General features: G+C 54.0%; 16 protein-coding genes. 7 read left to right on the top strand and 9 right to left on the bottom strand.

Annotation, left to right across the window (positions count from 1 at the left end; translation table 11 throughout):
- Positions 1-52 precede the first annotated feature (52 nt).
- The 5 genes from F617_RS0121370 to F617_RS0121350 all read right to left on the bottom strand — a co-directional run bounded on the left by F617_RS0121370 (position 53) and on the right by F617_RS0121350 (position 8,156).
- The gene (locus F617_RS0121370; RefSeq protein WP_162714097.1) at positions 53-2,164 is read right to left on the bottom strand and encodes a glycosyltransferase family 9 protein; all 2,112 of its coding nucleotides are present in this window, start codon (positions 2,162-2,164) and stop codon (positions 53-55) included.
- 42 nt (positions 2,165-2,206) lie between these two features.
- Entirely contained in the window at positions 2,207-3,883 is a 1,677-nt protein-coding gene (locus F617_RS0121365) for an HAD-IIIA family hydrolase (RefSeq protein WP_019566638.1), read from the bottom strand.
- 156 nt (positions 3,884-4,039) lie between these two features.
- On the bottom strand, positions 4,040-5,026 hold the full coding sequence (gene rfaD, locus F617_RS0121360) for an ADP-glyceromanno-heptose 6-epimerase (RefSeq protein ID WP_019566637.1): 987 nt from the start codon (positions 5,024-5,026) through the stop codon (positions 4,040-4,042).
- Entirely contained in the window at positions 5,026-6,486 is a 1,461-nt protein-coding gene (gene rfaE1 / locus F617_RS0121355; protein WP_019566636.1) for a D-glycero-beta-D-manno-heptose-7-phosphate kinase, read from the bottom strand. The genes rfaD and rfaE1 overlap by 1 nt, the downstream gene beginning before the upstream one ends.
- Positions 6,487-6,884: 398 nt before the next feature.
- Positions 6,885-8,156: a glycosyltransferase family 1 protein gene (locus tag F617_RS0121350; RefSeq protein ID WP_019566635.1), complete on the bottom strand. Its 1,272-nt coding sequence runs from the start codon at positions 8,154-8,156 to the stop codon at positions 6,885-6,887.
- A gap of 591 nt (positions 8,157-8,747) precedes the next feature.
- On the opposite strand from F617_RS0121350, the gene F617_RS0121345 reads away from it, so the two are divergent.
- Positions 8,748-10,511 (top strand): ABC transporter ATP-binding protein, encoded by a 1,764-nt coding sequence (locus F617_RS0121345; protein ID WP_026330991.1) that lies wholly within the window; start codon positions 8,748-8,750, stop codon positions 10,509-10,511.
- 81 nt (positions 10,512-10,592) lie between these two features.
- On the opposite strand, the gene F617_RS0121340 is transcribed toward F617_RS0121345, so the two are convergent.
- Together F617_RS0121340 and F617_RS0121335 are read right to left on the bottom strand one after the other, a co-directional pair.
- On the bottom strand, positions 10,593-11,363 hold the full coding sequence (locus F617_RS0121340) for an IclR family transcriptional regulator (RefSeq protein ID WP_019566633.1): 771 nt from the start codon (positions 11,361-11,363) through the stop codon (positions 10,593-10,595).
- Positions 11,364-11,476: 113 nt separating this feature from the next.
- Positions 11,477-12,286 carry an ABC transporter ATP-binding protein gene (locus F617_RS0121335; protein WP_019566632.1) on the bottom strand — a complete coding sequence of 270 codons (810 nt, stop codon included), beginning with the start codon at positions 12,284-12,286 and terminating at the stop codon, positions 11,477-11,479.
- A 131-nt stretch (positions 12,287-12,417) separates the two neighbouring features.
- On the opposite strand from F617_RS0121335, the gene F617_RS0121330 reads away from it, so the two are divergent.
- From F617_RS0121330 to F617_RS0121305, 6 genes are all read left to right on the top strand, one after another.
- Positions 12,418-13,221 carry an ABC transporter permease gene (locus F617_RS0121330; RefSeq protein WP_019566631.1) on the top strand — a complete coding sequence of 268 codons (804 nt, stop codon included), beginning with the start codon at positions 12,418-12,420 and terminating at the stop codon, positions 13,219-13,221.
- 31 nt (positions 13,222-13,252) lie between these two features.
- On the top strand, positions 13,253-14,242 hold the full coding sequence (locus F617_RS0121325) for an ABC transporter substrate-binding protein (RefSeq protein WP_026330990.1): 990 nt from the start codon (positions 13,253-13,255) through the stop codon (positions 14,240-14,242).
- 62 nt (positions 14,243-14,304) lie between these two features.
- Entirely contained in the window at positions 14,305-15,054 is a 750-nt protein-coding gene (locus F617_RS0121320; protein ID WP_019566629.1) for an SDR family NAD(P)-dependent oxidoreductase, read from the top strand.
- Positions 15,055-15,062: 8 nt separating this feature from the next.
- Positions 15,063-15,749: a DUF4286 family protein gene (locus F617_RS0121315; RefSeq protein ID WP_019566628.1), complete on the top strand. Its 687-nt coding sequence runs from the start codon at positions 15,063-15,065 to the stop codon at positions 15,747-15,749.
- A gap of 10 nt (positions 15,750-15,759) precedes the next feature.
- Positions 15,760-16,608, top strand: coding sequence for a fumarylacetoacetate hydrolase family protein (locus tag F617_RS0121310; RefSeq protein ID WP_019566627.1), 849 nt, complete (start codon positions 15,760-15,762; stop codon positions 16,606-16,608).
- Positions 16,609-16,631: 23 nt separating this feature from the next.
- Entirely contained in the window at positions 16,632-17,411 is a 780-nt protein-coding gene (locus F617_RS0121305; protein WP_019566626.1) for a 2-keto-4-pentenoate hydratase, read from the top strand.
- A 144-nt stretch (positions 17,412-17,555) separates the two neighbouring features.
- Here the strand turns inward: F617_RS0121305 and F617_RS0121300 are convergent, their stop codons facing one another.
- Together F617_RS0121300 and F617_RS0121295 are read right to left on the bottom strand one after the other, a co-directional pair.
- The gene (locus tag F617_RS0121300) at positions 17,556-18,506 is read right to left on the bottom strand and encodes a bile acid:sodium symporter family protein (RefSeq protein WP_019566625.1); all 951 of its coding nucleotides are present in this window, start codon (positions 18,504-18,506) and stop codon (positions 17,556-17,558) included.
- A 705-nt stretch (positions 18,507-19,211) separates the two neighbouring features.
- Positions 19,212-19,676, bottom strand: a 465-nt coding sequence (locus tag F617_RS0121295) for a HEPN domain-containing protein (RefSeq protein ID WP_019566624.1), incomplete at its 5' end; no start/stop codon positions are given.

Here is a 19,676-nt window from a genome sequence, read left to right as displayed (position 1 = left end):
TATGAGACCAACCGTGACACTGCAAACAAACTTCCTTACACACTAGTATCAATCATTCGGCATCATGCGCCGACAATGTGTTTCTAATCGTATCAATAACCACGTCGACAGATATTCCAGTCATGCATTTGTGAGCGGCAACACAATCTTCGATGCGCGCTATATGGCAGGGCGAACAGGCTAGCGGTTTTCTGACGATGGCAACAGACCTTCCCATTGGTTGCCATATATTGTGATCGGCAACACCGCTGAACACGACAACAGTTGGTACGCCTATTAACGCCGCAAGGTGGGTGGCACCGGTATCTGTGCCGACAAAAATCTGCGCATTGGAGATGACCGAAGCAAGGTCCACCAAGGGGAGATTGGCAATCAAATCCAACCCCATGCCCTCTGGGATCGCGTTAAATATCGCATCGCGATATTCAGATTCCGCGTTACCACCGACAACGACTATCTTGAAATCGTCTTCCGATACAAGCCTGCGCGCGAGCTCCGCAAACTTCGAAGGAGCCCATTTCTTGGCCAATGTCCCTCCGCCGGGAGCAATGACCACATATCGAGAGCCAACGAAGGGATTATTGAAGCTTCCACTCGCTATCAATGCAGAGGTCGCGTCGGAGCTGTCAAATCCCTTTAAAGTGTTGACGACATGGCTACTCAGCAACATGAGACGATGGATGTTATGCGCGTTTTGATATAGTCCGCGGGGAACCTCCATCGGCGGCAATGAAATATTGAGGGGCATGAAGTGTTTTTCAAAGCCCTGAAAGCCTGCCTTTACGGCGGCCTGAATAAACATCAGAAGCGGCCTTGTATCTGGGTCATGCCTCAGATCGATAGCCAAATCGTAGCGATCAGGTACTAGCCTTTTTATGTTCGCGTAGTTTTCAAGTTGGGCTTTCTGAACATCCTGCGAGAGTTCCGCAGAGAATTTGTATTCGATTACTGAATCGAAATAGCCGCTTGCCCTGGCCAGATCACCATTCGTCGGCGAACAGACCAACGTGACCTCCGCATCAGGCCACGCTCTTTTCAGCACATCGACGGCGGGAAGCGACAGAAAGAAATCACCTATATGGTCAAGCTTCAGAATAAGTATCTTAGGTTTTTGACCAAAAGGGGTTAGCCCACAGGTAGTTCTATTCTCGACCACAACGCCGTTTTCAGGCGCCGAAGGAGAACGAAGAGGCTGTAAATCAGGCGCCTGACTTATATGTTTTTTTTTTCGTTTTGCCTTAGCTTTTTTTATTAGCGATAGCACCAAACCGGCGAAAAGAGACCATGGATAAGTAATCGGTAAAAATAGGGATGTCTGTTTTCTGAGCGCCAGAACACGCCGCTCAGTTTTCAAAAGGCGGCGAGACGCATCCTTTGCGGAAACAGCGGTTTCGGACAGAGACGCTATCATCGCTTCCGCCGTGCTTGCTTGGGCCTGCAATGTATAATGCATCTGCCAGATGTCCGAGAGATCGTGATCCGCCATCTTGGCCCCATCCGTGGCTTGGGGCGACCCGATAGTGAACTGCAAATTCTCGGATTGCGTTACGGCCCGAATGTCGTCGATTGCTCTTCTAACTTCTCTAATAAAAGAGTTCTCGACGTCGAAGTCACGACAGACAACGATCGTTAAGTAAGTTGAGGCGGATATACGGCCTTCAGGCTTCGCGTGCCCATCGTTGCCGCCAGAATAAGGCATTAATATTTTTGCTAGAATACGTAAGTTAAACGTGTCTAGAACAAAGCGCCAGCGATGCAGCGCTTCGTCTATGTCGCTTCCAGCAGTTTGTCGATCTAATTTCAGTTCAAATATCAACAAACCGTTTGGCAAAAAACTGCGCTCGACATCGCTCACGCACTTGTGGATGTTTTCGAGGCTATCGAGTGTTGACGAGCGCTTAAAAAATACGTCGAACTGCAGCGTCGCTGGAGAAGTCTCCGCCTTCTCGGATGAGCTTCCCCCACCCGATACAAGCGACCACATCTGGGGATTTATCGCAGAAAACTCCACGCCATCCACGCCATCAACGTGGACAGTGCACAATCCGCTTTTGCTCGCTTCGACGGCTTGGAAGATTGGCAAATAGTGAGTGCCGGCAGAGGTCTGTGTTTCCCTCCATTTCGCGTAAGCGTCTTGGTAGTTCGAGAATTCAGTGCCGTTCAAGTTAAGCAACCGCGTACTTTCCATAACATCACAACCAAGACGTTAGAGTTTTTTGCTTGAAACAAAATCAAACAAGTTTTTTCCGGAGAACAACGCGCCTTGAATGGCGGCCGCAACAGCAGCCTCAACATCCGACGCCTTGTCGCCGATGAGAACGCTGCGCTCCCGATTCACGTTCCATCGCATGATGATATCTTCTATCATTCCTGGAGACGGTTTTCTCCAATAGTGATCACCCCGGTATTTTTCGACCGTGGCATTCTCGTGGAAAGGACAGAGGCGTTCATCGTCAATAGATGCGCCTTGTTCATGAAGCAACTTCCCAATATGAGCCCGCAAGATGATATAGTCGAGATCATCGTAATAACCGCGACCGATGCCAGACTGGTTTGTTACGACAAATACCCGATATCCCCGATCTCTGAAAGAACTTATAACTTCCGCTGCCCCAGGGATAAGTCGGACGTCCTCAATCTTACCAGGATATCCCGTGTCTTCGATAATCACACCGTCTCGATCTAAAAAAAGCGCGGGTACGCTTTCGGTATAAGGCTGCAGCAATCTGTGCATTTCTTCGACAGCACAGACGATATGATAAAGAGACGACGCGGGCGCATGCTCCTCGACTGGGGTACCATCTTCGTGGAAACGATCCACCCAAAGGCCGGGTAGAACTCCCTTGAAAAAACCCTGCAAGGCACCGGCCGCCTCAGCAACCTTTGCGTATGCCACTTCTCTATCTTCGAGAGTTATCGCCGTCTCGGCCATCATAAGCCAAGCTTTGATCCGCTCTGTTTGCGGCCATAGACGAAATGCTTTGTCGTTGAGCGTCAGATCAAAATTCAGACCGTTGCGAGCCAGACCACGGGACTCATCGACACCTTTCTCGCCAATCTCCACGAGTTTGCGCGCAGCGATAAGAGCGTCTTTCCGCCCTACCATCTTACCCCATCGCGTGAGCAACCATGCCCATTCGAATTGGTGCCCCGGCTCGATTGGCGCCAGGGTGTGGTGCTGCATTACCGACCAGTCGTGATTATAATATTCACGAAGAGCCCCGTTTTCAGGCGAGACAAATGCCGACAGGCACAATTCGCCTATTTCATTGAGGCACGACAGCCAGCGTTCAGGCTTTTTTACCGAAGGATTTTCCATCCATGCAAGAAACGCCTCAAAGAGATGCATATGCGGATTGGAACGCAGAGGCACGATAGGCGGCGCGGCCTCTTCAAAACCTGAGGCCGGATGCTTCCAACCTGCGATCATCGCCTCGAGACAATGCAGCGCGGCTTCGGCAATGGCGTCCTCGTTTTCAAGCGTGTCAGCAGCATAGCTCAGACCGAACAACGCAAAGGCATGGTCATATAGATCGAATGACGTATTCCTGACCCCACTCGCCAAATCGACCGTAGTAATCAGGGAACCGTCCGCATTAAAACAGTGCTGTTGAAGAAAGTCCCATCCGTGCTGAACCACCCCTTCAGCATCGCCGGCCCAACCCATTCTCTTAGCCGCAGAAAAGCTATAGATCTGACGGCAAACGACCCGCGTTCTTCTCGCCGCTTCAACTGCAGCACCGCTTCTATCGATTTTTTCGAAAAAGCCACCACTCACATCATCTCGCCCAACCGAGGACCATAGTGGAAGCGCCGCTTCGAAAAGCCATTTTTTGAGTTTCAGATACTCATTCTGAGCGGATTCGAAGCCCGGCTGTGTCATCAATAATTATCCTTAACCAGACTGGTTTGGCTGACATGAGTGATAGCTATCCAAATCCGTTTTCGAAGGACGCCATTCAGCGGTTGCAATTTTGAGGGTGTTCAATCCAGCTTCATATGAGCGCATACAGTCTTTTCGCATCAATTATGTCTACTGCTAGCGATATCTGTCTTCGCGGCTTAGATACGAATTGATGTAATCGTCAAGCCCTTCTTCGAGCGATGATTGGGGACCGTTATATCCGATTGACGCGACTTTCGACATATTTGCCTCGGTAAAGTACTGATATTTACCGCGGATCGCCTCCGGCATTTCAATGAAATTAATATTCAGCTTCTTGCCGAGAAGATCGCCCATGACATGAACGATGTCTGCAAAAGATCGTGCCTTGCCAGATCCACAATTAAAGATCCCGCTATATTTCTGATTGTTCAAAAGCCACAAGATGAACGATGTGCAATCTTTCACATATACGAAATCCCGACGCTGTTCTCCATGTTCGATATCAGGTCGATAAGACTTGAACAGGGATACCTCGTTGGTGGCCTGCACGACGTCAAAGAGTTTGCAGGCGACACTGCGCATATCATCCTTATGATATTCATTTGGCCCGTAAACATTGAAAAATTTTAGGCCAGCCCACTGCGGAGGGGCATTCTCACCACGCGCAACACGTTCGATGAAAATATCATCGGTCGTCTTTTTGCTCCAGCCATAGGCATTCAGCGGTGCAAGAGAGGCGCGTGCCGATGCAGCCTCGTCGTCATCAAACCCCTCCTCGATGCCGCCATAGGTCGCAGCGGAAGAGGCGTAAATGAAAGGAACGCCATGCTCAGCACACCAGTCCCACAACATTACAGAATAGTTGATGTTCAGCTCGATCAGTCTGTCTACATCAGCTTCCGTGGTGGCGGAAATCGCGCCCATATGTATGACGGCTTTCACATCCACTTTAATGCTGCGAAGATAGTCGGGCAGTCCTTCGGGTGACACGTAAGCTGCGATGTTACGCTTTGCGAGATTGCGCCACTTATCGCCACGGCCAAACCAGTCAACGACGGTAATCGGCCCCAGACCCGCCGCCTCCAAATCAGCGACAATGTTGGACCCGATAAATCCAGCAGCTCCGGTTACAATATACATCAAACTGCCTCTTTTTTGCTGCGCGCAATCGTCGCCGTCGTGCTTTTTCCGGGCACTATTTCGAATGTAACGACCTTGCCGCCATCCGCCATCACGACATCCGCACCAACAATGTTGTCGATTGTATAGTCCGCCCCCTTAACCAGCACATTGGGGCGTATCGTCTTAATGAGTTCAAGCGGTGTGTCTTCGTCAAACACCACCACCGCGTCGACGAAAGCCAATGCGCCCAGAAGTTCGGCGCGATCCAGTTCGGTATTTATCGGTCTCGATGGACCTTTAAGCCGCTTTACCGAGCTATCTGCATTAACGCCAACGATCAGACGATCACAATTATCCCTCGCAAACTGCAGAAGCCTGATGTGGCCAACGTGCAGGATATCGAAGCAACCGTTCGTAAAGCCGACCTTCAGATTATCGCCCCGCCAATCCTCTGCCAGCGCCTGGACATCTTGCCTGTCAAAAAGCTTGTCCGAAGGGCTGACTTCCCCCGACGAGGTGTCGTGAGACAAGGCATCTCGGAGTTCGGCAGCAGAAACAGTTGCCGTGCCTTTTTTCCCAACCACGATGCCAGCAGCTGCATTCGCAATCCGTGCTGCATCAGCACGTGAAGTTTGGGAGCCCAGGCCAACGGCGAGCGTCGCAATTACCGTGTCGCCGGCACCAACGACATCGAACACTTCTTTAGCTTCCGTGCGAATATGGAAAGGTGGATGGCCTCGCTCAACAAGGGTCATCCCTTTTTCCGCTCGCGTAATGAGGACCGCCTCGATGTCGAAGCGCGACAGGATCAACTCGCCAGCCAATTCAGCTTCCTCATCGGTATCCGGCCAGACACCCGTTACGGCCTGCGTTTCCTTTTGATTGGGTGTTACAATCGCGGAACCTGCATAGCGGGTAAAATCAGACGTTTTTGGATCGATAATGACCGGTTTTCCCTCAGTACGGCACGCAGCAATAATTGCTTTCACAACCCTTTCGCTTAACAGACCTTTGGCATAGTCCGACAAAATGACAACGCTGTGAGATGCGATCAAGGAAAGCGCAGTAGAGATGACACGATCCTCTTCCTCGTGGGAAATCGGAGTGGCATCCTCAAAATCAACGCGCAACATTTGCTGGCCGTGACCGAGGAAACGCGTCTTGATAGTTGTCGGGCGCTCATCCAATGTCACGAAGGGCGCCGAAACACCATGAACATTGTTCAGCAACTCAAGCAGTTTGCTGCCATTGTTGTCTTTGCCCACCGCTCCCAGCAATGTACAACTTGCTCCAAGAGAAGATATGTTGCGCGCAACGTTAGCTGCGCCACCGGCAAAATATTCCTCTGATCGCGCGCACATAACCGGGACCGGGCCTTCCGGGGAAATGCGGCCGACATCGCCGGAAATAAAGCAGTCCAGCATTACATCGCCAATGCAGAGAACCTTAACTTCAGAAAATCTCAAATAGTCCAACATCACCAGTTATTCATCCTGTCGCTGTCCTACACGTGAGCCACAACACACGCAAAACGGAATGCCCAATTCAACTGCTCTGCAAATTGCAGAACTGCCATCGCCCCCGAGACGATTCAACTGAATCGAATTAGCTGCCCAATGTGCCCCAATTGCGCTTAAGACATTTACAAGGGCATGATTATCATAATTTTTACGGCGACCCTACAACTCCATGAATCGAACTTTTGTCTGTCGTAAATCAAAATTTACAAAAGCAAAAGGCCAACCAACTTAGCCATCACGTCTAAAAACCATCAGGAACATCGAAAAACGATCGACTATATGCCTTAAAGAACATTTTCTTCTGCCAGCATTTCATTCAGACGGCTCAGACAGTTCTTGAACATTATTTGCATGCATCAAGATCTTACGGATTTAATTGACTCAAGAATTCCTTGCGCAACATCTTTCCAGGTCCGCATTTGTGGACGAGAAAGCGCGATGGTTTTTTTCCACTCCGAATATTCCGCAGGATTTTCCAAAAGCTTCTGGAGCTGACCCGCTAGCTCTTCCGGTCTTTCTGGATCGAAATAGCGCCCCAAATCTCCTCCTGCCTCTCGAAGTGCAGGAACATCTGCAGCCAGAGCCGGCGTTCCACACCACAATGCTTCACTTACCGGCAGGCCCCAGCCTTCCATTCGACTGGGCAAAAGAAGCGCGTAAGCCTTTTCATACAGCGCGCGCAATTCCGCCTGGTTAGGATTGAAAACGAAGTTAAACTTTCCGGATAGCGGCGCAAATTTCTCTTTCTTAAGAAATTTTTCCACTCTTTTACGGCGCGCACCCGCCAAGACAAGTTCAGGCACCTGAATGCCCCGTTGATGCAAGGAGAGCATCGCTTCAACGACGCACTCAAGGTTTTTCCTTCCGTTGTAGATACCCACGCATAAGAGATACGGCTTTTCCGGGCCATGTTTATCAACCGGCTCGTTAGTCGGGCGCAATTCATGACATAAGGGAACGGCAACAACAGATGACACGGCCGGCAAAATCCCGGCTTCCGAAAAATGCCGGACTTCTGACGCGGTAAACTCCGAGTTGGTCAGAACCATAGACGCAGCCGTGATCGCCACCTGATTGTCATAAATAAAGTTTCTCGGGAACGAAAACTGATTTCGATGGGTGAAATCATGCAAGGGGATCATGTCATGAAGAAGCGGGATGAAAATCGGCTTGGTGCCATTTTCAGCGAGAGCCATCAGATAGTCTGACATTATCTTCGGACGCCCAAGCGCAATCAAGATTTGCCCGTCGAGGTCTACATCCTTAACCGCCCCAACGGGAACGGTGGCCCAGCGCTTCCTGTTGCGATGCTGAACGATCTTGTGCAGAATCCGGTAAAGCGCGTTTTTAATAACGTTTTTATCATATAAATTTTGACGAAGGCGCAAAGGCGTTGCCGAAGAAGGAATATTCGGATCAAGTACGCCCGTTGGAGACGCATCGCCTACGCGTGGGAAAACCTCAAAGAAACGCCGATGCAACGGTGAGTATATGACGTATCGAATGGACGCGTCAAGCTTTGTAAGCTCGTATGCAACTTCCATTACGGTTCGCGCTATACCGTAATATTTGAATTTCACGCCGGAATTCAAATACAGTTCTGATAAATCAAAAAATACATCGGACATTCACTGACCTGCCTGCTTTGAACTGGCCCGACGACGGTCATCGGGGATGCAACCAAAAATTCTCCTGCAATCAGTGAATGGGATAATGCACCGTTCACCAATAAGCCAGAACGTTTCAGGCGAGAGCTTTCGCGACTTCGCGTCGATATAGATTTTAGCCAGCCAGCTTGTCAATCACGCAGCGAGTCAAACGCCCAGAGCCACATTACAGTTGGAAAAATGCCGCACTTGGAATTGCCAGCGCCTTGTAGACGTACATTGGGGGTTCGCCACGCGCAGTACCTCCCAATCTGTTGCTCTGAGTAACGATATTCGCTCATCGTTATTTATGTTCCGATCACGCCTTTTCATGGCCGCATCAACGCTCAATGTTGACACTTTAGATCGCTAGGCTTATTGGCGTGGTCTCAAATAAGTCGGGCTCTTTACCTACCAGAGCCTTTCGCGCATTTTTGCTAGGGCGCGAGAGAGATTATCGAGCTTGGCACGGCAGCGAGTGGAAACTGAGAAAGCCATCCCGCATGAATAACATGCAGCTGAATGTGCAATTTGGAATCTGTGTGGGCGTCGACACCAAATAAGGATATTTCTGTGATCGGATCGTTTTTGTCGCCAAACGACAAGAAGTTGCTGGTGCGGCTTTTCAAAGAGAACTTCAAAAAACATGTCGGTTGGTACAGTGCGGCAATTGTGGCGATGGTTGTCGTTGCCGGCACAACCTCTCTCAGCGCATGGATCATGCGCGATATCGTCAACAGTGTTTATCTGAAGCAGGGTTTTGACGTTGTTCTGGAGATTGCGTTTGCAGTGGCTGCAATCTTCATTGTCAAAGGTCTCGCCACCTTCGTACAGAGCTACTATCTCAGCAAGGCAGGCAACAGTATTGTTGCCGAACAGCAGCGCAAAATCTATGACAGGCTTCTAAAGCAGGGCGTTTCGTTCTTTCAGAACCTGCCATCGTCGGAATTGCTCGTTCGCGTTACGTATAACGCGCAGGCTGCCCGTAGCGTCATCGATACCATTGTCACATCCTTTATCCGCGATCTTCTTTCGCTCATCGGCTTGATCATCGTAATGTTCGCCCAGAATTTCCTTCTGAGCGCGATCTCGATGATCATAGGACCGCTGGCGATTTTCAGTGTTCGCCTGGTTTTGCGGCGTGTGCGCCACATCATGGAAGCGGAACTTGCTTCGCTCGGCGAGATCGTCAACGTCGTGCAGGAAACCAGCATTGGGGTTCGCGTTATCAAGGCGTTTTCGCTTGAAAAGCTGATGCGCCAGCGCATGAACAAGGCGGTATCCGATGTCGAGCAACGCGCCAATGGCATTGCGAAGCTTGAAGCGGCGACCAGCCCGATCATGGAGACACTGTCCGGTCTCGCCATTGCAGTCGTCATCGCCGTATCCGGTTACACCGTTCTTGAAAAAGGTGGTTCGCCGGGCGACCTGATGGCCTTCATTACTGCCCTGCTTCTCGCCTATGAGCCAGCCAAGCGTCTGGCACGTATGCGTGTCCAGATCGAGGGCGGTATGATCGGCGTGCGTATGATGTTCGAGGTTCTGGACGCTCCGTTGACACTTGCCGAAAAGAAGGATGCCCAGCCGCTCCCCAAGGCAAGCGGCAATGTGGAACTCAAGAACGTCAGCTTCGAGTATGTTGCCAACCAGCCGGTTCTGAAGGACGTCAGTGTCCTCTTCGAGGGTGGCAAGATGACTGCGCTGGTCGGGCCTTCCGGCAGCGGCAAGTCGACGATCATCAACCTCATGATGCGTCTTTATGATCCGCAAAGCGGTTCGGTCGAGATCAACGGAATGGATTTGCGCGATGTGTCCTTCGCAAGCCTGCGCGAGCATGTTTCTTACGTGGGTCAGGAAACCTTCCTCTTCTCGGGAACGGTGAAGCACAACATTTCTGTCGGTCGTGACAACGCTACCGATGAGGAAATCATCGCTGCGGCCAAAGCGGCCAACGCACATGATTTCATCATGAGCATGCCCGATGGTTATGACAGCAAGCTTGGCGAAAACGGTTCCGGTCTGTCCGGTGGCCAGCGTCAGCGTGTTGCCATCGCCCGCGCCATGCTGAGAGATGCGGACATATTGATCCTCGACGAAGCAACGAGCGCGCTCGATTCCGAATCCGAAGCGCTTGTCCGGGACGCGCTTGAGCGGTTGACGTTTAACAAGACATCGATTGTCATTGCTCACCGGCTCTCCACGATCAACCGGGCCGACAAGATTGTCGTCATGGATAATGGTCAGGTTGTGGAGCAGGGAAGCCGTCGCGAGCTGCTTGCAACGGATGGTCTCTACAAACGCCTGCACAGCATCCAGTTCGATGCGGACGTGGCCTAAGTCAGACAGTTATCGGGCGGCATTGCCGCCCGATCCATATTAAACTCCCCTTATCAGGTGCCCCCGACCGATTGACGCCGATTACCAGGCGATTTCCATGTCGCTCGCTGCCCTCATCAGAAGCGGCAGAATTTCTGCCACACGCTCATCGGTCAACCGCGTGAGCGGCGCGGCAACGCTCATGGTGCCGACAACTTCCTTACCTTGACGGATGGCAACCGCGATTGCCCCTACCCCCTCCTCGGCTTCGCCAACCGCGCGCCCGTAACCGAGGCGGGAGACGGCATCGAGTTCCTTGTTTAGTGCCTCGATGGTGTTGATGGCATTGGCGGCCTGCTGTCCGGGTTGGCCCAATCCGGCGTCGAGAGCGATCCTTAGCGCCCGCTCCCTGTCGAGGCTTGCCAGCCATATCTTGCCGTTCGCCGTAGCGTAGGGAACGATGCCGGCGCTCATATCAGGCTCGAATACCAGACCGGAACGGCGGCCGCGCGCCGAGCCGACCCACACGAGAGTGTTGTTCTGCACGGCGGTCAGGCGAACGAGTTCACGGGTGCGCTCCGCAAGATCGTCGAGGATCGGCTGGCGCAGATCCGATACCTGCAGGCGCGCCAGCTGTTTCTGACCCACCAGCGCCATGCGCATGGTCAACGCATAACAATCGCTTTCCTGGCTCTGCCACGCCCAGCCGTTGTCGATGAGCGATGTCAGGATACGGTGGCAAGCGCTTTTGGGAATATCGAGTTGGTGTGCGACATCGGAAAGCTTCAGCGGCTCCTCGGCCAAGGCAAGAAGCTCCAGCATGGCGATCGTCCGCTCGACACCGCCGCTTGGTACATTGATCGTCTTTTCCATCTCACTCTCCGGTCGACGTGCACGGCCACTATCGGGAGGGAACCCCAAGGCGATGCGAAAATAGGCTGTTGCGGCGTCTTTGGCTTCAACGAAAACCAGGAGACGCCGCCGGTTCAGGCATGGCGCTGCAGAATGCCGCGCGATAGGAATATCTCGGTGATCTCCTCGGATTTTTCGATAAATTCCGGCTCGCGCCGTGCCGCCAGTCCACGCGGACGCGGCATGTCGATCTCCAGCACTTTTTCAATTCGGCCCGGCCGCGGCGTCATGACTATGACGCGGTCCGCCAGAAGAACCGCCTCGTCGATGGAATGGGTGATGAACACCACCGTCATACGATTTTTCAGCCAGAGCGCTTCAAGGTCGATACGCATCTGTTCGCGCGTCAGCGCATCCAACGCACCGAAAGGCTCATCCATCAGCAAAAGCCTGGGCTGAAGCAGAAGCGCACGCGCAATGGATGCGCGCTGTTTCATGCCGCCGGATAGTTCGTGCGGATACCGGTTGGCAAAGTCTTTCAGGCCGACGGATTGAAGAAGCGCCAATGCGTGGGGTCTCAGTTCCTCACGGTTTCTGCCTGTCATTTCGGCCGGGAACAGCACATTATCGATAATCGTTCTCCAGGCCAGAAGCACGTGATTCTGGAAAACGATGCTCATGCCGGGCGGCGGGTTATTTGAAACATCGCCAAAAACGGAAATCTTTCCGGTGCTGGCGTGCGAAAGCCGTGAGATCAGCCGCATCATCGTTGATTTGCCGCAGCCGGAAGGGCCGACAATTGCCACGAACTCCCCGTCGCCAATCGTCAGGTCGAGCTTTTCCAGCGCCACGACCGGCGCATCCGGGTGCCCGAAATATTTACTGACACCCTCCAGCAAAACGCCCGCCTCATAGGTCTTCCTTTCGGTTTTCTTCTGCAACATGCACTCCTCCCGCTGCATTCCAATCCTCTTGTCCTGCCTGAATTACCACTTGACGAAACATCAGTCCATATGGAACATTGTTCCAATATTAGAATTGCACGGTGAACGGCCGGGCAATTTCGGGAGGAAACATGTTTTCGAAAGTCATGGGGGCCGTCAAAGGCCAAGCCCACACGATGGCCAGTCTCGTGGGCGCAGGGGTCGTGTGGGAGATTGCGGTGAGAGCGCTAAAGGTGCCGGAATACATTCTGCCGGCCCCGAGCAGAGTGTTTGCGGACCTTTTTAACAATATACCGATCGTGGTCACGGCATCGCTTTATACGCTACAACCGATGGTGCTGGGGTTTCTGGTGGCGGTGGTCATGGGAACGCTTCTTGCGCTTCTGGTGGTCTATTCGCGTCCCTTCGAGGCGATATTTTACCCGCTGCTGGTGATCCTGCAAATCATCCCGAAGATCGCCATCGCACCGCTTTTCATCATCTGGGTCGGCTTCGGCCTGCCGTCCAAAATCCTGCTGGTCTTCCTGCTTTCCTTTTTCCCGATCGTCGTCAACTCCATCGTGGCCTTCAAATCCATCGAGCCGGAGGTCTACGATCTCGCCAAAAGCTATCGGGCCGGACGCCTGAAGATTTTCTGGAAAGTGGAACTGCCGGGCGCCCTGCCCTCCCTTTTTGCGGGATTTAAGGTCGCTGCCGCACTTTCTGCCACTGCAGCCGTGGTGGCGGAGTTCGTCGCCTCCGATAACGGGCTCGGATATCTGCTTCTGAATTACAACGGCAACATGAACACCAGCATGACCTTCGCCGTCATCATCGTGCTGAGCCTGCTTGGCCTGCTTCTATACGGGATTGTGGAATTGATCGAGCGCTTTGCCATCCCCTGGCATGTTTCCCAGCGCCGAGATGATTTCACCGTGGGCAAGAGCACGACCTGAACCAGGACTTTAATTAAAAAGGGAGGATAAAATGTTTAATACAATGAAGAAAACACTGGCGGGCGGCGTGCTTGCCCTTACCGTCGGCCTGGCGGGTGTGCAATCGGCCGCAGCCGAAGACAAGGTGACGCTCCGCCTCAATTTCCTTTTGAGTGGCGTCCACACCATCTTTTATTACGGCGCCGAAAAGGGCTTCTACAAGGACGCCGGCATTGATCTGCAAATCGGCGAAGGTCAGGGTTCGGCACGCACCGTGCAATCCGTCGCAACCGGCGGCGATATGTTCGGCATTGCCGATGGCGGGAGCGTGATTGCCGGCGCTTCGAAAGGCGCGCCTGTCAAATCCGTGCTTGGGCTGCTCAATACCTCGCCTTATGCGATGACGTTCCGGGCGGATTCCGGCGTGAACTCCATAAAGGACGTGGAAGGAAAGACGGTCGCCGCCAGTGCCGGCGAAGCATCTCTCGCCCTCTTGCCAGCCATCTGGAAGAAAAACGACGTCGACTCCTCCAAAGTCAACATTCTGAATGTGGATGGCCCCGGCAAGATCATCGCCATCATGCAGGATCGCGCAGCAGGCATCCTCGGCGGGCTTGAAAACCAGGTGGTGGTTCTGAATTCCAAAGGCCTGCAACAGAAGGTGTTTTCCTTTGCGGAACTCGGTGTGAACACGCAGGGCCTGACCATCGTCACCAACACGAAGCTCATCGACAACAACGAGGACCTCGTCAAACGTTTCGTCGCGGCATCGCTGAAATCCATCGAAGCGGCCAAGGCCGATCCTGATGCGGCGGTTGCGGCAGCGGTCAAGGAAAAGCCTACCGGCGATCCGAAACTCCTCAAAGAGCAGCTTGAAATCTCGCTCAAGCTTCTGCCGTCGCCCACGGCACCCTCCGCACCGCTCGGAGAAATGGCTGTTGCCGACTGGCAGCAGACACTCGACCTGATGAAGGAATATCAGGACATCAAGACCGATATGCCGGCAAACGCCTTCTTCACCAACGGCCTGATCGCCAAATAAGCACGGATGCTCCCAGTCCGGCGGATGCCGCCGGGCTGGCACGCGGAACAATGGTTTAAAACATGTCCACATATTATGATTTAGAGGGCAAGGTGGCGGTTGTTACCGGCGCTGCGGGCGGCTTTGGCACCGCCATCAGCCAGCGCCTTCGCGACTGCGGAGCGACGGTCGTCCATTGGGACCTGCCAGCCTGCGTAAAACAACACCAGTTTGCCGGCCTTACGTCATCCGGTGTCGACATTACCGAACCTAAAAGCATCGACGTGGCTGCCGCCGAATTGCGCAGCCAAATCGGCAGGCTCGATATTCTTGTCAACAATGCCGGCATTGTCGGCAATATCGCGCCGCTTTGGAAAATCCCGGTGGAGGAATTCCGTCGGATCATCGACGTCAATCTCATCGGTTCGTTTCTTGTCTGCCGTGCCCTCGTACCGCTGATGATCGAGACGGCGAAGAGGAGCCGCGCAGGCCGCATCGTCAATGTCGCTTCGATCCAGGCAAAAGAGGGCATGCATCAGGCCGCCGCCTACAGCGCCGCCAAGGCGGGGTTGGTGGCGCTGACGAAAAGCCTCGGCAAGGAACTGGCGACATCGGACATCCTCGTCAACGCCATCACACCCGCCGCTTCCTTGACGGCGATGAGCATCGACGCGCCGAAGGAACGGCTGGACGATATTCTCTCGCGCATCCCGATGCGCCGTTTTCTCGAACCCGCCGAGGTCGCCAATATGGTGGCTTGGCTCTCTTCTTCCGAATGCAGTTTTTCGACCGGCGCGGTTTTTGACCTGTCCGGCGGTCGTGCAACATATTGAGGTAACCTATGTCTCTTTTGGGAAAAGCCGTCGTCGCCATCTGGAACGACATCTTGCCGGAAGGCCGCGAAAACTTCATCGAATGGCATAATCGCGAGCATATTCCGGAACGCGTGGCGATCCCCGGCTTCCTGCGCGGACGCCGCTATGTCGCCGAACAGGGCACGCCGGAATATTTCACGCTCTACGAAGCGGCGGACGCACAGGTGCTGGTTGGCCAGCCCTACCTGGAGCGGCTGAACAGCCCCACGCCCTGGACTAAAAAATCGACCGCCGACTTTCGCAACACGACGCGCGGCGTGTGCAACACCGAATACTCCCATGCATGTGGTGACGGCGGCTTTATCGCCACCTTCCGGTTTGATGCCGCCGATGGGCGGAAGGCAGCGTTGCGATATGCGCTATCACAAGCGCTGACCGAGATCGGCAAACTGAACGGCGTCAGCGGCGTGCACCTGTGCATTGCGGACAATGGCGCAAGCAGCCTTGCGACAGCAGAGCGAAAGGGTCGGCAGGTGGGCGTGCCCAACTGGATCATCCTCATCGAAGGCGGATCCGCCCTTTCCGTAACGAATGCCAGCGACGCGTTGGCACATAAACTGTCGAAACAGGAGCTGACGGGGTCGGTGGAAAGCGGGCTTTACCGGCTCGAATTTTCGCTGGGCGAAAACGCCCTTCAGCAATCGGCAGCATAAGGAAAACAGCATGAAACTTCTCCGTTGTGGGCCATCCGGTCATGAAAGGCCGGCAGCAATCGATGCCGATGGAAATATCCGCGATCTCTCTTCCGTTATCACCGACATCACCGGTCAGACGCTTTCGCGCCGTTCTCTGGCTGACCTTGGCAAAATCGATCTCTCGTCACTTCCCATCGTGTCACCAGATGTCAGGATCGGCGCCTGTGTCGGCGCAGTCGGAAATTTCGTGGCAGTCGGCCTGAATTACAGCGACCACGCACTCGAAACCAACACGCCGATCCCGGAGGAGCCGGTGCTGTTCAACAAACACACCTCCTGCATTTCCGGGCCGAATGATCCGATCGTGCTGCTGAAGGATTCGGAAAAAACCGACTGGGAAGTGGAAATCGCCTTCGTAATCGGCGAGCCCGCCTACAATGTCAGCGAAGAGGACGCGCTTTCCGTCGTCGCCGGTTATTGCGTCTGTCACGACGTTTCGGAGCGCGCCTTCCAGATCGAGCGCGGCGGCCAATGGACAAAGGGAAAAAGTGGCCCTGGCTTCGGCCCGCTAGGCCCATGGCTCGTCACCCCGGACGAAGTCGACGATGTGCAAGACCTCGGACTCTGGCTCGATGTCAACGGCCAGCGCATGCAGACCGGATCGACCGCGAAGATGATCTTTCCTATCGCCACTCTCGTCTCCTATATCAGCCGCTTCATGCGCCTCTTGCCAGGTGACGTGGTTACGACCGGCACACCACCGGGCGTCGGCCTTGGAATGAAGCCGCCGGTCTTCCTGAAAGCCGGAGATGTCGTCGAACTTGGCATTGATGGCCTTGGCAAGCAGCGCCAAATCGTGACAGCATTCGGCCAATAGACAGAATGAGGGATGATGACTGGATGACGGCGATCGAAAAACTGGCCCAGCGCCTTCTGAAAGCAGGCCTGAACAGCAGCAAAATTCCGCTAGCGTCAATCGAGGTGGATGGCCTCGTTCCAGACGGCCTTGAGGAAGCCATGGCCGTTCAACGCGCTTTCGTTGAAGCTTCAGGCAAAACGGTGGGGGGCTGGAAGCTGGCGATCCGGCCGGACGGGAACGCGGTTGCTGCGCCGATGGTCGATTGTTATGGCGTCTATGAGGATAACGTCGCGTCTTTTACTGGAAGAGACGTTGAAGGCATCGAGGTGGAAATCTGTTTCACCCTCGCCTCCGACATACCCGCGGCAACCGCAACCCCGCTAAGCAGGGCCGATATATTGACGCATATCGACGCCGTTCACCTCGGCGTCGAGCTCCTCGGCTACCGGCTGGTGGAAAAGAACCAGGTTCCCTTCCCGCTTTTTCTGGCGGATCGCCTTGCCAATCGCGGATTTGTTCTCGGGCCGGAAATCAACACGGCAATCGTTGATACCTTTGCCGACAATACCGGGGATCTGCCGCATCTGACGGTGACCGAAGGTACAGAGCTTCGTTTCGATGCGGTGGTGAAACACCCAAATATCGATCCGCTCGCCCCGCTTATCGCTTTCGCCAATTCCCCCCTCAACAGGGATGGAACGCTGAAGCGCGGACAGATCGTCACCACCGGCAGTCTTTGTGGTGCGATAACAAGCGACCTTGCCGCCGAAACCTATATCGATATGAAAGCGGTCGGGGCTTTGACACTTTCATGCTCTTGATCGTCGCCTTCGGCCATCGACGCGGATAGTGCTTCCGCGTCGATGGCGATTTTGGTCGAGACGTTACGGATCTAAGGCGTCATGTTTCGAAGAACCCCTTTCGGGCTGCTTCATATCCCGTCGGCCAATCTTCGTCCGGCGATCCTATCCGGTTTTCGTCGTCGCCGTCGTGTCCACGCGGCCCGAAAACCAGTTGGCCAGCAACGCGCCGGAGATATTGTGCCAGACGCTGAAGATGGCGCTGGGCACAGCTGCGAGAGGCGAGAAATACGCTGTCGCAAGAGCCGCACCGAGACCGGAGTTCTGCATGCCCACCTCGATGGCGATTGCCTTGCGCTTGGTGAGTGAGAGGCCGGTCGCCTTTGCCGCGAAATAGCCGAGCAGATAACCGAGCCCATTATGAACAACCACGACCGCAAAGATCATCAGGCCGGACTGCACGATCGCGCCCTTCGATGCGCCGACAACCGCCGAGACGATCAAAACGATACCGATGACGCTCACGAGCGGCAAAGCCGGCACGGCCGCCTTGACGACACTTGGCAAAAGCTTCTGCAAGGCAGCACCAAGGGCCAAGGGAACCAGCACGACCTTGACGATGCTCAGGAACATTGCCCAACCATCGACCGGCAGGAACTGGCTGGCAAACAACCAGACGAGGAAGGGCGTCACCAGAGGAGCAGCGAGCGTCGTCACTGACGTGCAGGCGACGGAGAGGGCGACGTCGCCCTTCGACAAATATGTCATGACATTGGAGGATGTCCCTCCCGGGCAGCAACCAACTAGGATCACGCCTGCTGCCACTTCCGGCGGCATCGGAATGATCCGGGTCAGCAGGACCGCAAGCAGCGGCATGATGAGGAACTGGCCGAGCACCCCGATGGTAACATCGACCGGGCGCTTTACGACTTCACGAAAATCGTCGACCGAAAGTGTGAGCCCCATGCCGAACATGATGATCGACAGAAGCGTGACGATCCACGGTCCAATCTGCTTGAACGTATCTGGAAAATAAAAGCCGAGCACGGCAAACAAGATGACCCAGACCGCAAAGGTTTTGCCCACAAAAGCCGAAACGGCTGCCAGCGATTTCATGTCTACACTCCCAAAATGAACATGAAACCCCCTCTAGACTCCTAGGGTGCTCTGTCAAGGTCATTACGCCGTTGCTACAACCTCGCGGTCAAAACGATACGTCGCAAATCCCGGAAGATCGAATACCTCTACGTCAACAAGCTCAGTTGGCCAAATCTAGCCAACATTCACCGCAACATCTGCCCCACCAAATATGAAGCCAGATTGGCTGCAAAACTCATCGGGACGCAACCATATCTAGCGCGACTCGAATTTTCATTTGTCCTTGCTTACGGGAATGCTAATCTTATCAGCGACTTCGATCCGCCTCCCCGAAAAAGCGCGCCTGGGCGCATAAGGATCATGACGGCCTATGTCAATGACGCCAAAGGTCTTGTTTGGAACCGAGGCAGGTCCATAAGCCGCATCCCGTGGACTTCATTTCGGTTCATCTTCACTATACGAGTGGCGTCGGCACCACTGGGTTACCAGTCTACAGGGCGTCTGCGGACGCTTATCGCGGCAAGCGCCAGCAGCGTTAAGAAACCTGGGTGATGTAGACAAGCGAGCCGCGACCGAATCCCGTTTGCTCGAGGAAATGACGGCCACCCATGCCGACCAAAACGAGACGATGAACAGGATTGAAAGAATAGGTTGTACCCTGTGGTTCATCACGCTGCGGTGGCTGCGACCTGAGCTCAAACGAGTTTGTGCTACGGGTGAAGCTCAGTCGCTGGCGTTCGCGGCCTGTTCGAGCTTTTCGATGTGCTCGCGGCAGAGCGTCTCAACCAGCTTGTGAAGTTCCGCGGTCCGCTCCAGAAGCCAGGTGAGCGCCTCTTCGGAAACCTCGAAACGCTTCGAATAGCGTGCCTTGACGTAGGCCTCATTCAGAATGTTGTACCACGTGGTAAATCGCTGACGGTCGCGCGGCCAGATGTCGATCAAACGGTGATCACGACCTTCGGAAAGTCCACGCAGGAATTTGAGATTGTGCGACGCAGGGGAATAGTTTGTCAGTGTCAGGAGGTAGCAGTTGTAGGCGCTCTCCACTGCCTGATGGAGATTGAAGGCCGCTAGGTGCAGGTTACCTTTCGCAACGAGATATTTTGCCACATCAGCGAAATCTCGCGCATCCGGGAAGTGCCGCAAAAAATGATCTTCTGCCACCCTGAGTGCATCGGCAGGGCTGAG

Source organism: Agrobacterium sp. 10MFCol1.1 (assembly GCF_000381165.1).
Classification (GTDB): domain Bacteria; phylum Pseudomonadota; class Alphaproteobacteria; order Rhizobiales; family Rhizobiaceae; genus Agrobacterium; species Agrobacterium tumefaciens.
This window is presented reverse-complemented; position numbering and strand designations above follow the sequence as displayed.

What these genes read in the sequence shown, in the direction of transcription:
- F617_RS0121365 (WP_019566638.1), bottom strand. Translation starts at nt 3,883, where the DNA reads ATGACACAGCCGGGCTTCGAATCCGCTCAGAATGAGTATCTGAAACTC.
- rfaD (WP_019566637.1), bottom strand. Translation starts at nt 5,026, where the DNA reads ATGTATATTGTAACCGGAGCTGCTGGATTTATCGGGTCCAACATTGTC.
- rfaE1 (WP_019566636.1), bottom strand. Translation starts at nt 6,486, where the DNA reads ATGTTGGACTATTTGAGATTTTCTGAAGTTAAGGTTCTCTGCATTGGC.
- F617_RS0121350 (WP_019566635.1), bottom strand. Translation starts at nt 8,156, where the DNA reads ATGTCCGATGTATTTTTTGATTTATCAGAACTGTATTTGAATTCCGGC.
- F617_RS0121340 (WP_019566633.1), bottom strand. Translation starts at nt 11,363, where the DNA reads ATGGAAAAGACGATCAATGTACCAAGCGGCGGTGTCGAGCGGACGATC.
- F617_RS0121335 (WP_019566632.1), bottom strand. Translation starts at nt 12,286, where the DNA reads ATGTTGCAGAAGAAAACCGAAAGGAAGACCTATGAGGCGGGCGTTTTG.
- F617_RS0121330 (WP_019566631.1), top strand. Translation starts at nt 12,418, where the DNA reads ATGTTTTCGAAAGTCATGGGGGCCGTCAAAGGCCAAGCCCACACGATG.
- F617_RS0121325 (WP_026330990.1), top strand. Translation starts at nt 13,253, where the DNA reads ATGTTTAATACAATGAAGAAAACACTGGCGGGCGGCGTGCTTGCCCTT.
- F617_RS0121320 (WP_019566629.1), top strand. Translation starts at nt 14,305, where the DNA reads ATGTCCACATATTATGATTTAGAGGGCAAGGTGGCGGTTGTTACCGGC.
- F617_RS0121315 (WP_019566628.1), top strand. Translation starts at nt 15,063, where the DNA reads ATGTCTCTTTTGGGAAAAGCCGTCGTCGCCATCTGGAACGACATCTTG.
- F617_RS0121310 (WP_019566627.1), top strand. Translation starts at nt 15,760, where the DNA reads ATGAAACTTCTCCGTTGTGGGCCATCCGGTCATGAAAGGCCGGCAGCA.
- F617_RS0121305 (WP_019566626.1), top strand. Translation starts at nt 16,632, where the DNA reads ATGACGGCGATCGAAAAACTGGCCCAGCGCCTTCTGAAAGCAGGCCTG.
- F617_RS0121300 (WP_019566625.1), bottom strand. Translation starts at nt 18,506, where the DNA reads ATGAAATCGCTGGCAGCCGTTTCGGCTTTTGTGGGCAAAACCTTTGCG.